Consider the following 15573-nt stretch of genomic DNA (forward strand, 5'->3'; position numbering starts at 1 on the left):
CATAACAAAGACCCTTGATACTCAAGGGTCTTTGTTGTTTCATCTTAATTCTTCATCCGTCAATGATTAATTTTTTGACATTTTTAATCATATTTTAATAAACATACCCAAACCATTGTGGCGCAAGGGATTACACTCCTCTATCCAATTTCTAGGCTGTTACAAAGCTGTTATACTCGCTCTAGCAACTTAACGAAAACGAATTTTGGAGGTACTAACTAACATGAAAACAAACATCTTTGTCCAAAAGGCCGTAACCGTCGGGTTGTGCGCTACACTAGGTTTTGGAGCTGTATTAATGACTAACGCACCTGTTGCACAGGCAGCAACTGTTTCTGTATCCACAGGTCAACAAATTGTTAACTATGGCAAAAAATTCACTGGAACTCCATATAAATTTGGTGCTTCAACTTCAACAACCAAGGTTTTTGACTGCTCTTCTTTTATGAAATATATTTTCAAAAAGTATGGTGTAGATTTGCCGCGCACTTCCGTGAAACAATCCAAAGAAGGTAAAGCTGTGTCTAAAGCTAATCTGCGTGTCGGAGATCTGGTATTCTTCTCCAGTGGTAGCCGTTCTACCGGTTCCAATGTCACTCACGTAGGCGTTTATGCGGGAAATGGTAAGATTCTGCATACGTATGGATCTCCAGGCGTAACCCTCTCTGATCTGGATTCTGGTACTTGGAAGAGAACGTATGTTAAAGCTCGTCGTGTACTTTAGAATCACATCATAGCTAATCAGTAAGGACCGGAGGTTACTATCCGGTCTTTTATTTTTACCCTCTTTTTGCCACACTCTAAACTGGTGATTCATGGAACTATCTTCGTAATCTAATTTTTATCATGTAGCATATAACCGATCCCACGCACAGTATGAATCAGTTTCACACTTCTTCCCTTATCCACCTTAACCCTCAGATGTTTGATATACACATCCACAACGTTCGTATCCATCGCATATTCATATCCCCATACTTCCCGCAAAATGTCACTCCGAGTACATGCTTCATTCACATGCAGGGCCAGGAATTCCAGCAATTCGTACTCTTTTGGCGTTAATGTCAGGTATTCACCCGCACGATTTACCCGTCTTGAACGCAAATTGACTTTAAGATCATGAACTACAATTACTTCTTCGCCCTCTGGTGTTGCATTCGCAAAAACACGCAACAAGTTTCGTATTCTGGCAAGCATTACGGTCATGTGGATAGGTTCCTCCATCACGTCATTAGCTCCATAATCCAGCCATTCCACGATGAACTGAGGAAATGCATTTGAAGTAATAACCAGTAGAGGTACAACCTGACCTTTATCTAACCATCGTTTTAACTCTAATTTCTGATCCTGACCACAATTCTTCTTCCCCTCTTCCCGGTCTACCAGGATGATTAGGTTAATATGCAGCAACGAAGGCTCGACGGATTGGTTTAGTTCGGACCACTCCATTCGTTTCACCTCATACCCTTCGCTACATAAAACATCCTGAATAAGGCTGACCTGCTCTCCTGCTCCAATCAGCAAAATGGCTGTTTTCACTCTTTTTCACCCGGCCTGTCTCTATCCCCACTGCTCGCAGCAATGGTTGGTACAGATAGCATGCCGTAAAATGAAAAAGTCCATTCCCTCAAGGGAACAGACTTTGCTTCTTTCGTGCTTTAACCAAAGTAGCGATGGACGAGCGTACGTGCTTCAGCTGTGTCTTTTGTTCCGTGTACGAGGACACGTCCATCTTGGAAAATGACCATTCTGTAGACCCCTGTTGTAAAAGAAACCAGAAACGGATTGGATTCCACTTTTCCTTCTTGAAGTCTATCCAGACGTTCCGCTGTTTGTTGAAGATCCAGATTCATACGCCGTGCAGGTCGGATCTGAACGGTGTCCCTGCCACACAACACATCGGTTTTCTCCAGATTGGACGCAGAAAGATATGGATACGTTGCCGAAGTGCCGCAGGAAGAACAGTCTTGCTTTTTCGCACCATCCACATTGATGGATATGTATTCGTTCCTCCACACGTCAAATGACAATAACTTACGTCTCAATGCATTTGCATTGCCACTAAGTAACTTCATCGCTTCTGCGGTCTGATTCGCCGTTACCATCTGTACCGCTTGAGGTATGATGCCAGACGTATCACAGGTATCTCCACCCAGAGGGACTTCACCCAGCAAACAATTTAAACATGGCGTATCTCCAGGCATAAATGTATAGGTAATACCGTAACTACCTACGCATCCACCATAAATCCAGGGAATACGGTGCTTCTGTGCCATATCATTAATGAGTAGTCGGGTATCAAAATTATCCGTTGCATCCATGATCAAGTCTGTATGCTGAACGAGTTCTTCCAACTCATCTACTCTGACGTCCAACACTTTCCCTTCCACATGAACCGTGGAATTAATGGCAGATAAACGTTTTTCCGCCGCCATTGCCTTCGGTATCCGCTCAAGCGCGTCCTGTTCTACATATAATTGCTGTCGCTGCAGGTTACTCCACTCCACATAATCACGATCCACAATTGTTAAGTGTCCGACTCCTGAACGAACTAACGTTTCTGCAATTCCTGTTCCGAGTGCGCCAGCGCCTACAATTAAAACTCTGCTGCCCTTTAATCTGGCCTGGCCTTCCTTACCAAGTGGCGCGTAACGTTCCTGTCTGGAATAACGATCGGCCTGCTCGGAAGATGTTATTTGATCTGTCATGTATGAACCATTCCTTCCACCGGACTACTGGCTGCTGCATAACGCTTTATGGGAATCATGCCTGCCTCATATGCCAATCTACCCGCTTCTACCCCCAATCGCATTGCTTTAGCCATGCTCACTGGATCCCCTGATCCGGATACGGCTGTATTTAACAATACACCATCTGCACCAAGTTCCATCGCATAAGCAGCATCTTTTGGGGAGCGCAACCCTGCATCCACAATTACAGGTACAACGGCCTGCTCAATGATGATCTCAAGGTTATAGGGATTGATGATGCCTCTGCCAGCTCCGATGGGAGAAGCGCCAGGCATTACAGCATGTACGCCAAGCAATTGCAGCCTTTTGGCCAGAATGACATCATCTGAAATATAAGGCAATACCGTGAAGCCCTTTTCAAGCAAAATTTCGCAAGCCTTGTACGTTTCAATCGGATCTGGGAGTAACGTGTTTCCATCTCCGATGACTTCGACTTTTATCATATCACAAAGTCCTGAAGCCCGCGCAAGCTCGGCAATCCGCACCGCCTCTTCCGCAGTGGAAGCCCCCGCCGTATTCGGAAGAAGTGTGTATTTATCCAGATCCAACGTATCCAGGAAATGCTTCTGATTACGTTCCTCCAGATTCAGACGACGAACAGCAAAGGTTAAAACTTCCGTTTCAGATGCTTCCACAGCCTGACTTTGCACTTCCAGATCGGAAAACTTGCCTGTTCCGAGCAACAATCTGGACTCAAACGTATATTTACCAATGTTCAACATCATCAACCGCCTCCTACAAAATGTACAATCTCAATTCGATCGCCTTCTCTTAATGCCGTCGTTTCATGGTACTCGCGGGTTAAAATATGCTTATTCAGCTCTACAACTACAGTCTTGACTTGCAGATCAAAAGATTGAAGCAGTTTATCCACACGATTCAATCTGTCTTCAATCTCCATCCGTTGACCATTAACGATGATATTCACTGCACCACTCCCTTTCTGTTCAATCGCTCAGGGCTCAGCGCCTCAATTCCGAGCTCTTCTGAGCTTTTGCCCACGAGCAATTCAGCGATTAGTCTGCCTGTTATCGCACTGAGCAAAATACCGTTACGGTAATGTCCAAAGGCGGCAAACAGCCCAGGAACACTTTCGCAAGCACCTATATAAGGCAGACCATCCGGAGTTGCCGGCCTTACGCCTGCCCACGCCCGCAAAAATTGTGCTTCTTTCATCCCAGGCACCCAGTGGGTAGCCGCAGTTAATAGCTTCTGAACACCCTGTACAGAAACGTTCAGATCCGTTCTGCCTGGCAGACTGGTTGCCCCGAGCCAAACTTCTCCATTGGCTTTGGGAACTATATAGATATCCTCTGCATACACCGTTCTATCAGGTCTGTACCCTGCATGTTCATCTGAGAACTGAACGGCGGCTATTTCACCTTTTACCGACCACACAGGCAAGCTCAGATTCACATGTCTCATCAACTCTTCACTCTGTAATCCAGCCGCTATAATGACATGTTTGCATCTCATCTCACCGATCGATGTGGTGATTCCCTGCACACCGTGTTCGTTTGCTTGCACACGTATATCCTGTATGTCCTCCATTACCCGTGCTCCCATTGCTTGAGCGGATTCGGCGTATGCCTTCGTTAGGTGGACTGGGAGAATTTCACTCTCGTAAGGTCTGTAATAGGCTCCATACGTATCTCTGTTAAGCCATGATGCCTCCTGCTGCACAACGGAACGATCCCACCACACCTCATCAGCAGAAGTAGACAACGCAGACTTCCGATTGTCCTTATAACTACTTAATTCACTGTATGAACGAAAAGGAGTTAGGAATCCTTGGCGTTGCAGACCAGTCTCTACCTCACTGAGTGTAGCCATCAGCACCTGTTGCTCGGTAAGTAACTGTCTACTCTGCCTGGCAAGCTTAGCCATCAAAGGATGAGCAAAATCTTCACTGTCTGCTGCCAGCATTCCAGCCGCGGCGCACGAAGTTCCTCCCGCGATTGCTGAACGCTCTACCAACAGTACATCTTGTCCACGAGAGGCAAGCTCATAAGCAATGGCACAACCAACGACGCCTCCACCTACAATAATGGTTTCGGCATGAACCTTATCCGGTCTATCAGTAATGATCTTCTTCATCAGCTCATCTCCTTGATTCAGCGGCTCAAACTTTCTGTACCAACGATAGCCTGCCTTAATAATGCAGCCGCCCGATCCGGGGAATCGCTCGCCCATACATTCGAGATCACAGCGACTCCCTGTGCGCCTGCAGAGTGAATAGAGTGAATGTTTCCCGGTTCGATACCCCCAATCGCCATGACAGGAATGGAGACACCAGAGCACACTTCAGCCAGAGCATATAATCCTCTTGGTTCAAGATCAGGCTTACTGTTGGTTGAGTAGACATGCCCGAAGAAAAGGTAATCGACTCCCCGTTCTTCAGCGATTTTTGCCTCATCGATTGAATGAACAGATACACCCAGACGAAGTCGCTGCACATTGCTTATAGCTGCAGGGTTATAGTTACGTATTGCATCTTGCCCCCAATGTACACCGCCATGGATGTCATTCTGTGAAGGCAGCTCTGAACCATTGATAACGATACGACAAGATGGAACGCCAACACCACGCAGACTTTCAGCCCAAGCGATCTTTTGTTGCCACGAGAGTTGTTTCTCTCGTATGTGAATATAGTCCACCCAAGGCCACACGTTCTTTGCAGCTTTTACAAAAGATGCTTGATCCCCTGCACCCGTAGATACAACATGCAGTTCAAATGATCCGTGTACATGTTCATGAGAAAATACCGTACTGTTCATCTCCTTCCAGACATGAATGCTATGAAAACACAAAAAAGCCACTCCCGTAGGGGAGTGGCTGCGTATTAATTATAGGACCAGATGACTGACTGATACATACAGTTCATTTCGTGCAATAAAGCTATAGACTCTATAGCCTTAACGTTATACACGCAACTGCATGTTTCAATTCGTTAAACAGACGGTTGAATCCTTCGAATTGCCGTTTGCTCACGTCATTCACTGAAACGCGCTCGCCACTTCCCTACGCTGGTATGATCCAGATCAGGTGCAAAGGGTCCGGAATCGCATTCTTCCATCTCAGCCGCATCGTGCGGCCCCCCTAGTGTTCATATGAAGTTGTAGCCTATGTTACCATAGACGGATTTTTTTGTCACCGTCATTTCTGTTAAACATTGTCTTGAATCGTCTAGTTTTTCTCAGACCATTCTTCGACATTCCATGTTTTGGTGACCCAACCCTCGTAGAAATCAGGTTCATGAGATACCAGTAACACCGTTCCCTTGAATTCTTGCAAAGCACGCTGCAACTCCGCTTTAGCTGTGACATCCAGATGGTTTGTCGGCTCATCGAATAGAATCCAGTTGCTTTCACGCATCAAGAGTTTGCATAAACGAACCTTGGCTTGCTCTCCACCACTCAGCATGTTAAGCGGACGGGTAATGTGCTCATTTTTCAACCCACAGCGAGCGAGATGTCCTCGGACCTCATTCTGGGTCAAATGTGAAAACTCATTCCAGACATCCTCAATCGGCGTGATATTTCCAGCACGAACTTCCTGCTCAAAATAGGCCGTTTCGAGATAATCTCCCAAAAAGGTCTTTCCACTAAGTGGAGATATTTTGCCCAGGATAGTTTTCAGCAGTGTCGATTTACCCACACCATTACAACCTACGATAGCAATTTTCTCACTACGTTCGATTGTCATTGTCATCTTAGGCAGCAAAGGATACGTATATCCAATTTCAAAATCAATGCCCTCAAAGACCGTTTTGCTGCTCGCACGGGCATCCTTGAATTTGAACGTTGGTTTAGCTGCTTCATCTGGACGATCAATACGTTCAATTCTGTCCAGCTGTTTCTCCCGGCTCTTCGCTCGACCTGAAGTTGAAGCACGTGCCTTGTTACGCTGAATGAAATCTTCCTGTTTCTTGATGTACTCTTGCTGCTTCTCGTATGCATCAATATGCTGGGCTTTATTCATATCAGCCATCTCGAGGAACTTGTTATAGTTCGCTGCATATCTCGTTAATTTGGCAAATTCCAAATGATAAATGACATTTACGACTTCATTCATGAATTCCGTGTCATGGGAGATTAAGAGAAACGCGTGTGGGTAGTCCTTCAGGTAACGTGACAGCCATTCAATGTGCTCTACATCCAGATAGTTGGTCGGCTCATCCAGTAAAAGAGCTGTAGGTTTCTCAAGCAGAAGCTTGGCAAGAAGCACCTTGGTACGTTGTCCACCACTTAGAGCTGCGACATCTCGATCCAGACCAATTGCGGATAAACCAAGACCATTGGCCATCTCTTCCACTTTTACGTCAATCAGATAAAAGTCGCCCTGTTCCAGTTGTTCCTGAATATCGCCCATCTCTTCCAGCAACTGCTCCAGCTTATCTGGATCTGCATCTGCCATCTGGTCCGTAATATTCATCATTTCTTTTTCCAATTCAAGCAACGGAAGGAATGCATCCTTAAGCACGTCACGAATGGTTTTGCCTGGGGTAAGCTTCGTGTGCTGATCCAGATATCCATAACGGACCTTAGGTGTCCATTCCACTTTTCCACTATCTTTAAGCAATTTACCGGTAAGGATGTTCATTAATGTGGATTTACCCACACCATTGGCACCAACAAGTCCTACGCGCTCTCCGGCAAGTAAACGAAACGATACATTTTTAAATAACGTGCGATCTCCAAAATTGTGACTTACGTTCTCTACTGACAATAAACTCATAAGATGAGGTTGCTCCTATCTATTAGACATTACTTTTGTTATTGTTCCGAAACCCTATTCTAGCACAGGTCCAGTCTTTTCTGAAAGTAATGTAAACAGTTCAGGAACCTCTTACATGATTTTGTCATACAGGCTAACCTAACGATTAGAGCATTTATATTCGAAATAGCCTTGTGCAGCTGCTTGTCTTGCGTCTGTGAACACCTCTTCAGCACGGTAACCATTACCACATGTGGAGGGGTAATAGTACCTGATACCCGTTAAAGGATCTACCCCACCTACGATGGCCGTTTTCTTCACAAGTCTGCCTCCACCGATCGCATAATTGTTGATCTTCTGGTCACCCACACCTATACCTTGGATAAAGGCCATAATCCCTATATCGTTAATGGAGTTGTACCATTCTTCCTGCGCAATCAGGGGCATCGTAAAAGTATAGGAAATACCGTTCTTTCTGGCAAACTCATTATGGCGGTTAATCACATCAGCCAGATCATCCTGCACAGTAGTCACAATCCGGCTTTGTCTAACTTGCTCAAATACGCTGGTATTCTGAAGTAAAGGAATCTGTGCGCTTGAGGCCAGTTCTTTTTGAAATCCTTCAATCCATTTCCCTGCGTTTGCGTCATAGGCATATACGTAGTCGTCCAGTGTAAAGTTAATACTGTTACCATTAGAATCTGAATATGTATAAGGTTTCTTGGGGCTCCACACTTGCCTGAAAGAATCTTCAAGGTTACCCGTCATCTCTGTTTCTGTGGACAACATATAATAGCCATCATAATCCAGAATAACCACGGCAGGAATGTAATTAAACATGTTTCGAATAGCTGCGGGATCATCCTGAATCCCCATATTCAAAGCCATCGTCTGAGTAAATGTTAACAAGGCAAGCTCTTTGTCCGCTTTAACAAACTTGGTTGAATCATAACCCGCTTCATCATTTTGTTTCTCATTCTGATGCATGACTGCACCTGCATCCATGACTGCAGTTTGAAGTGCAGATCTGTATCGTTGACCAAGATATTGAGCCTCCTCGGCATCTTGCGTATGGAGTGAGATGATCCAGAAAAGCGGGAAAAAGATCAGCACGAATACAATGGAAAGCTCAGTAATCTTCATTGAGAACCATACCTCCGTATGTTACAAATACCGCTGAAGCCTGAGCCGTACCACTCAACCATTCACGAATGAGCATGGAAGGTGTACGATTTGTATTTTGGAGCGTCACGGTGAAAAAATCCCCTGTGGTCAACGTATATCTTCGGCCAGGATCATCAACCGGTATCACACCTGAGGATGGGAATAGTCTCTCTCGAATCTGAGCTGCATAATATCCATCCTGCACTACCTCATAGGTCCCGGTAAAACTGTTATTGTCCATCGGGTCTGTATAGTGAGGTACATATTTCTTATGTAAATGTTCCATCGACACCTCATACACATTGCCCGTCTGGGCCAGTTGCTCCTCAAACTCAGCCAACATTCGAGGTGAAATATACCCTTTCGTTCGGACAGCATCAACAAAACGTGTTACATTCTGAATAGCCGTCATACGTGCTATATCATCCTGCCGATCGGCTGTTTCAGCAGCTGGGTACACATAGAGCAAAAGGACTGCGAGCAATACGGCAAGCAGCTTGGACGCGGCATTAATCAATTCACACTGGTCTCCTTCCAAAAAACAATCTTGAGCAGTTCTCCAGCTTCATTTCGTATAAACTCCGGTCTGTAGGTGGCATCGAGCTGGACAGGAATCGTCGCTGTTTTGCTGACAAGTGGATCGATCACATACGAAGTCCCATCTACCTCCACAGGAATGCCTGTACCAGTCATCTGCCTCACGGTATGCAACACTTCTGCACCACTATACTGATCCGGATTAGTGGTATGCAGTGTTGTTGTCAGTCGACCTTCCATGCCTGCTGTTGTCTGTACTCTGTCGTTCAAGGCCGCTGATAAAATCTTAACATTCTGTTGCCCGTACAGGCAGGCTGTCAAAAACAGGACAACCGCCGTACAAAACAACATGAGATGCTGTGTATTCCGGGACATGTTATACCAACTCCTGTCAGGATTGCTGGAAGATCAGCCCTCTTACCACGTTAGAACGGTCTTTTACGATAATGGCTTTGAATTTACCACTTGGATTGACATATTGATTGTCTTTTTCACTCATGGTCTGGTTAATAATCCCCACTTTATCGTCGGGTGCAATAACCGAGCCGTAGTCCGCATTATTGAGATCCTGTGAAATATTCAATTGATTACCGTACCATTGACCCGCTTTATTTTTACCTGTAATGACTTGAATACCGAACTGATCCTTGTCCGCATATTTACGCAGCGCATTGGTTACCTGTGATCCACTGATGGTTGTTCCGTCATATACTGTAAATGCAGCCTGGGACAACTCGGTTTGGATATCAGCAAAATTGTTCTGGGCCGTCTTGGTTGCCTCCTGAGCTGAAATAAACAACAGAACTACAATTGTGATCAAAGCGATTGTTAAAAATATCCCTGCTGCCACCTTTAAAGCGCTTGATGCATTGTTCATAATAAATCCTCCCAAGTTATAAGTTATTAAACTATTTCAGACTGTCACACAGATGAATTGTGCTACAGTTTCTGAATTTGCTCATAATAAATGCTCATCTGCAAGAAACTCATACCGACCAATGGAATAACCAGATACAAAAAGATAAGGGCGTACATAGGTGTAAATCCAATAGTTCTCCCCCATGATGCTTTGACATCTATCATTTTGCTGTACTCCTGCTTGCGTTGTTCAAAATAAAATGCCATCATGCTCTCGAGATCATCGAAGGCTTCACGTATTGAGATTTTGCCAAGGGCAAGCTGCAATTTATCAACCAGTCGCTGGAACTCGGGCAAACCCGCCTCTTCCTTTAATTGTTCAAGTGCAAGCTCTGGTCCATGTTCAAAATGCAACAAACATTTTTGCAGCGGGCGCTTGAAAATGACGGCAAATCGATTAAGCCATTCCAATATCTCCTCGACTGACATTCGGTCCATCTCACGCAAAATGGATATCACTGTCTGGAATTGATAGATTTCATGTCGCATATCCAGCCTTCGCATTTTCCGCTGAAATATCATAAGCCATACGGGCATGTAGTACCCTGCTGCACCCATGAGAATGGCTATAATCATTTCCCACCAGCGTACATACTGCTTGTTATACACCTCAAGTTTCTGCATAATGCGCGCGATCGTCTCAGCCTGAGTATCATGGTCCAACTGAAAGGGAGATAACTGCTGTAACGCTTTGGAGACTTCTTCATATGTAGCTCCTCGGTTCATTTCTACACTTTTCAGCACGGATTGATCTAATGCTGTTTTTTCCTCAGCTTTCCTGAGATCCGCTTCAGCCATTGCACCAAACATTCGATCATCCCGGATCGGATCATGCAAGATGTGGTTACGTTCAACCTGGTGCAACAGCAAGATGCAAGCCATTGTAAGGACCAAACAACCTGCGAATAACATCACTCGTCGAATGGCAAGCCATTCATATTTCAACTCTGAACTGCTCTCCCTCATGAGCCGTATCGTTTGACTGTACTGTGCACTGCCAGGTTTTGCTGCAAACAACATTGCCAATTTCCGTATGAAGGTTTGCCTGTACAGAAACTGATCCAACCATGAATGCTTATGCCCTGACCGGTAACGGGTCTCATCGTATTGCTGGAGCCTTTGCAAAAGCAAATAAGCAAGGATGATGATGACATAGATCGATATTTTGGTAACAAAACCGATTTTGCTGCGATAAAATTCATCCATCGTTGGGAAACTGACTCTGGCCCAGCGTTCGATTGGAGCGGTGAACAATACCGGAGCTAGCGCAATGATATTAAGTCCTTTGAGCAGGTAATCCAATTTATCACGCCGCAAAATCTCCAGATGAATCTCCTGAGTCAGGTTACCCAGTCCTTTAAGATAGATAGAGCCTTGTGCTCTGTCCTTATCCCCAAACTCCATGACCATATAGGAAACGCCAGCGAATCCTTTGAGAAAACGGTTGGGAGCCACTTCATAATAACGCTCAAGTGCTTCATTTGGATCTGGAGAAGTCAGAGCTTCGTAGATCAGTCTTACCTGTTCTGCCGCTTCTCCTGTACCTGCTTCAGCGGCTTCATAGAGCGCTTCCTCAACCATGCCATGCTGATGATACCGATGCCTTACATCTGCGAAGATATCCAACATCTGCACCAGCAACCTTTTCTCCATACGACTGAGGCACATATCTAATACCAGACTGTTTAGCACCACAGCACAGAGTACAGAAAGTATTACAAAAGCGATACCCGGCTGTAGTAAAAACAGAATGACACTTATGCCTCCATAACCTCCAAGAATAATCAGAACCACTGTCATCGTCAGCCTGCGAAGTGAAGGCTCATCCCCAACATGGCGGAATGAAATACGTTTCTGAACCTGTAGAATATAAGCTGATAGCAGTGGCACTTTCATTCCAAGACGATAGGACTGCAACAAGATTGATCCCAATCCCTTGAATCCCTTCCCGCTAGGAGCAAAAATCACGCCGGATTGAATTGCTGAACCACCTCCTCTGTGACGTAACATACTTAAAACCAGAAGTGTGATCAGCAAACCTCCTGCACAAATACTTAATACGAGGAGCAGAATCCATTTAATTGTCATACTGATCACCCCAGTGTTGCTTCATAAACTGTTCAAACTTCTCAGCATCCTGTAATGTCATCTGTTCTCGCATATCCATCATGCATCCAGAGGAGATTGGAGCTGTTGCAACATACGCTCCATCTCTGTACTCCACAACATTACGAAATGTAAAACCTGCCCTCTCTTCCACGCTGTCACCTTGATTCGCACGAGGAAGACATTCCGTAATCCGTTCGATATATCTTCGTCCCTCAGCATCTTTCTTCATATGAACATCGAAATTGATGACACTCACAACCTGCTCCTCAGCAATATGCTCATGCTGGAACATACCTGTCTTGAGCAAGGAATTACGGAGGGAGAAGACCAGATCACGAAACGTTTTGGCATGGTGGGTAAACAGGGTAAACAGACTGGCAACCTGAGACATTTGAATCATCCATGCGGCCACTTCATCACTCGCTACCTCACCAAGTATATTGACGGTACCATCCGTTTTTTTCTGCAAATCAAGCCCTTGTTGACCTGAAATGTGTTCAGTCTCTCGGAAACTCAAAATATTACGTCGGCTATAGATCCGCCTTAATTGAAGTTCAAACGCCATCTCCTGCACCCGAAGGGTGTACGATGCATAGATGTGTTTCACCATAGCCATAAGCAACGTTGTTTTACCAGAACCCTGTGCCCCGGTTACAGCTGTAATCCGGCTTCCTTTCATGAGGTATTGAAGCAATGTAATTGGCAGATCTGCGTTGTTACCCGTAACCAATTGTTCAAGTGAAGCATTCGGAATATCGAACTTCCGGACGAAGAATGCCCACGATTCTGCAAAAGGAGGTCTAACAACAACGACACGGGAGCCGTCTTTCATCTCGTTCACCTTGTAGCCACTTGCTTCCGACAACTGTCCGGGATAATTGTATTTGTAAATATTCTGGCATACCCTTTTCAGTTCACGGATGCTTCCGAAGGACAGAAAGGATAGATGAATGGACTTACCTTTATAGAAAATCCAGACACTTTCCATGCCGCTAAGCGGTTCTTCATGTGCATTATCCTCCAGTCCTTGATCCAGCAAATCATTCCATGATGCCGGTTTTCGAAGTCCCATATTATGAACAGCATCAAGCATACCGCTGACACCACCACTAACGCCGTCAATACGTTGGTCCCTTATCTCATCAACAACCGAGAATCCTTTATAATGTTGGTAGATACGTTGCACGATGATATCAGTCTTTTCTCTGAATCCAAGCTCTCGATATTCGCACTCGAACACATACTGAATATCCTCCTCAGAGATATAATAACTTCCTCCATCGTCCGTACCTTCATCCATTCTCAGTCTGCCAAGATCGTAGGTATCAATCATTCGGGAGAGTGCATCCACACCGAATTGCTGTCGGTACAGATAAAATACAATTTCGAATCGGTCCTGGATCGTCAACAAATCTGGTTCTGCAAACAAAATAACTTCATCTACATTTGATTTGTTCAGCCCTATGCTTCGGGTCAGGAGATCCCCTATCAGATTTTTAACATACGTTTTGTCGCTGACACTGCCTGAGACACAGCCCTTCAGCGCTTTTCTCATCTCGGCACGTTGATTAATTCTCCGACGATATTCTTCTTCATGCAGACCCGCATCCGCGAGCTGACTATGACTAAGCTCATGAAGTGAGTTCTTCACCTTCTCAATCAACATGCCAATCGTGAATGATTCCTGTTCAGGAACACGAGCATTCTTTTCACGAAGAAACGTTCTATACTTGAACCAGATATAAGTCAGGCACAGAATCAAAATTAAACTTATCCATATGGTATTCCAGAGCATCGGAGGTTCAGGCTCCCCTTTCCAGCCTCTTCAGAACTGTGCGCATACCTGCACCGTCCATAATCAGGCGAGCGAGTTCGCTCATGCTTGCAGCAAAACTCCCTTTACGAATATCCTTATCCTCAGTCAAACTTTCCAACTGCAAGTACCTGGCGACATCTCGCCGATTCATTGCATCCAGGTATCCGGTTGTGTACGGTATCGCGGATATCGTGCCTTTATATTTGAACTGTCGCTTAATATTGGAAAGCGTTGCACGGGAATGCAAATCGTATTTGTTAATGACAACATGTATATTCTTATTGTTCATTCGTTCTGGCAGGATCTCTTCAAAGAACAACTCCAGATTTCGCATATTTTGATCGAGATTAATTACAACATAGTCCGCCTGTTGCAGCTTGAGCTGTGAATCAACATCAGCATGATCCGCATCCAGAAGAACCAGATCATAATACTCGTTAGCTACATTTAGCAGCTTTTTCACTGTCTCACCATGTTCCTGCGGGGAACGTTCCATCTCATCCATTCTTCCGGTTAAGAAATCAAGTCTTTCCTTCAGAAGTGGCTTGGTATAATCCCTGAGATTGTGCTTATTCAGACTGCCACTCGAATGCAGCCGTTCAATCGCATCCCAACCACCCTCTTCAAAGGAGAACATAAAATCCGCTGAATCCGTATCTTTGGATGGTAGAGCAGCTTCTGTGCCAGTTCCTGCAAGGCCTGCATTAACAAGTAACACTCTTGTCCTATAGTGAAGTGCCATCGCATAAGCACTAATTAATGTGCTCGAAGTGCAACCTGTACCTGCAAAAGGACTCCAAAAGGTAATGGTGCTCATGCTCTCATCCTCTCTGCTTCTTTCATCGCACGGCGACTGCGAACACTTTCCCAACCTGTTAACTGCTCGACCACGCGACACAACGATTTTTTGTAATTTCGTGACAAAGGTCCAAGATGAACTCGGCGATGATGCTCATTCTCAAGCTTAACCGCAGCTGTTAACTCATCCCAAGGAAGCACTAAGGATTCTCCTGTCCACACAAACGGACTGCCCTCCAGATACGCCCATAGATAACGAGCTTCAAGCTTGCAGTCAACCCCGTTAATTAAGAGCCGCTGAAATGACAGCTCACCAGGTAATGACTGTTCTTCAAGCAACCGCTTCAACCATCCCTTGCCACGTTCCAGATTGTAACGCTCATAATCACTCACCCAGACTCTTACATCAGCGGTTAGCCAGAGATTACGTGAAGCAAAATGCGAGGTCTCCATGTCATATAACACATAGTCATAACTGTCCAATCGCTCTCCATTTACTTCAAGATGATTCTCTACAGCTGCTGAAGTGACAAAATGACAAGCGATATCAAATCCTTCAAATTCAGTAATTCGCAAAGACTGCTGACTGTCACCTACACCGTACCCATACTTCTGTTGTAAGGTTCCATCTACGAGCAAGACCTTGTTGCCTGTTGAAGCCAATATCTTGCAAAGATATAACATCAAATCATTCTTCTCACATAAACCCGCAAAGATCCATGTATGCATAGATGTTACAACTCCTTTCTTTTTCTTAAACTCCCT

Annotated in this window: 16 protein-coding genes and 1 riboswitch; of the genes, 1 reads left to right on the forward strand and 15 read right to left on the reverse strand. The window is 45.0% G+C overall.

Going from position 1 to position 15573, the window contains the following annotated elements:
• Nucleotides 1-223: 223 nt before the first annotated feature.
• Nucleotides 224-724 (forward strand): C40 family peptidase, encoded by a 501-nt coding sequence (locus MKY66_RS17605; RefSeq protein WP_076210110.1) that lies wholly within the window; start codon nucleotides 224-226, stop codon nucleotides 722-724.
• A gap of 110 nt (nucleotides 725-834) precedes the next feature.
• Here the strand turns inward: MKY66_RS17605 and MKY66_RS17610 are convergent, their stop codons facing one another.
• The 15 genes from MKY66_RS17610 to MKY66_RS17680 form a co-directional block, all read right to left on the reverse strand.
• Entirely contained in the window at nucleotides 835-1539 is a 705-nt protein-coding gene (locus MKY66_RS17610) for a response regulator transcription factor (RefSeq protein WP_076210109.1), read from the reverse strand.
• Nucleotides 1540-1658: 119 nt separating this feature from the next.
• Complete coding sequence (locus MKY66_RS17615; RefSeq protein ID WP_076210108.1) at nucleotides 1659-2708, reverse strand: ThiF family adenylyltransferase; 1050 nt, start codon at nucleotides 2706-2708, stop codon at nucleotides 1659-1661.
• Nucleotides 2705-3472: a thiazole synthase gene (locus MKY66_RS17620; protein WP_076210362.1), complete on the reverse strand. Its 768-nt coding sequence runs from the start codon at nucleotides 3470-3472 to the stop codon at nucleotides 2705-2707. The genes MKY66_RS17615 and MKY66_RS17620 overlap by 4 nt, the downstream gene beginning before the upstream one ends.
• Nucleotides 3473-3474: 2 nt before the next feature.
• Nucleotides 3475-3678 carry a sulfur carrier protein ThiS gene (gene thiS, locus MKY66_RS17625; RefSeq protein WP_036613636.1) on the reverse strand — a complete coding sequence of 68 codons (204 nt, stop codon included), beginning with the start codon at nucleotides 3676-3678 and terminating at the stop codon, nucleotides 3475-3477.
• The gene (thiO, locus tag MKY66_RS17630; protein WP_076210107.1) at nucleotides 3675-4847 is read right to left on the reverse strand and encodes a glycine oxidase ThiO; all 1173 of its coding nucleotides are present in this window, start codon (nucleotides 4845-4847) and stop codon (nucleotides 3675-3677) included. The genes thiS and thiO overlap by 4 nt, the downstream gene beginning before the upstream one ends.
• Before the next feature lie 17 nt (nucleotides 4848-4864).
• Nucleotides 4865-5560: a thiamine phosphate synthase gene (locus MKY66_RS17635; RefSeq protein WP_083656993.1), complete on the reverse strand. Its 696-nt coding sequence runs from the start codon at nucleotides 5558-5560 to the stop codon at nucleotides 4865-4867.
• Nucleotides 5561-5751: 191 nt separating this feature from the next.
• Nucleotides 5752-5861, reverse strand: a riboswitch (TPP riboswitch).
• A 75-nt stretch (nucleotides 5862-5936) separates the two neighbouring features.
• Nucleotides 5937-7487, reverse strand: a complete 1551-nt coding sequence (locus MKY66_RS17640; protein WP_076210106.1) for an ABC-F family ATP-binding cassette domain-containing protein — start codon at nucleotides 7485-7487, stop codon at nucleotides 5937-5939.
• Nucleotides 7488-7625: 138 nt separating this feature from the next.
• Entirely contained in the window at nucleotides 7626-8609 is a 984-nt protein-coding gene (locus MKY66_RS17645) for a hypothetical protein (protein WP_076210105.1), read from the reverse strand.
• A complete protein-coding gene (locus MKY66_RS17650; protein WP_076210104.1) occupies nucleotides 8596-9147 on the reverse strand; it encodes a hypothetical protein in 552 nt (183 codons plus the stop codon). The genes MKY66_RS17645 and MKY66_RS17650 overlap by 14 nt, the downstream gene beginning before the upstream one ends.
• Nucleotides 9144-9542: a hypothetical protein gene (locus MKY66_RS17655; RefSeq protein WP_076210103.1), complete on the reverse strand. Its 399-nt coding sequence runs from the start codon at nucleotides 9540-9542 to the stop codon at nucleotides 9144-9146. Before MKY66_RS17655 ends, MKY66_RS17650 begins: the two co-directional genes overlap by 4 nt.
• 16 nt (nucleotides 9543-9558) lie before the next feature.
• A complete protein-coding gene (locus tag MKY66_RS17660) occupies nucleotides 9559-10044 on the reverse strand; it encodes a hypothetical protein (RefSeq protein ID WP_062834890.1) in 486 nt (161 codons plus the stop codon).
• A 62-nt stretch (nucleotides 10045-10106) separates the two neighbouring features.
• Nucleotides 10107-12173, reverse strand: a complete 2067-nt coding sequence (locus MKY66_RS17665) for a hypothetical protein (protein ID WP_076210102.1) — start codon at nucleotides 12171-12173, stop codon at nucleotides 10107-10109.
• Nucleotides 12163-13989, reverse strand: coding sequence for an ATPase, T2SS/T4P/T4SS family (locus MKY66_RS17670; RefSeq protein WP_076210101.1), 1827 nt, complete (start codon nucleotides 13987-13989; stop codon nucleotides 12163-12165). The genes MKY66_RS17665 and MKY66_RS17670 overlap by 11 nt, the downstream gene beginning before the upstream one ends.
• Nucleotides 13990-13996: 7 nt before the next feature.
• Nucleotides 13997-14827 carry a hypothetical protein gene (locus tag MKY66_RS17675; protein ID WP_076210100.1) on the reverse strand — a complete coding sequence of 277 codons (831 nt, stop codon included), beginning with the start codon at nucleotides 14825-14827 and terminating at the stop codon, nucleotides 13997-13999.
• Nucleotides 14824-15537 carry a hypothetical protein gene (locus MKY66_RS17680; RefSeq protein WP_017688052.1) on the reverse strand — a complete coding sequence of 238 codons (714 nt, stop codon included), beginning with the start codon at nucleotides 15535-15537 and terminating at the stop codon, nucleotides 14824-14826. Before MKY66_RS17680 ends, MKY66_RS17675 begins: the two co-directional genes overlap by 4 nt.
• Between the last annotated feature and the right edge of the window lie 36 nt (nucleotides 15538-15573).

The organism is Paenibacillus sp. FSL R5-0766, assembly GCF_037971845.1.
Lineage (GTDB): Bacteria > Bacillota > Bacilli > Paenibacillales > Paenibacillaceae > Paenibacillus.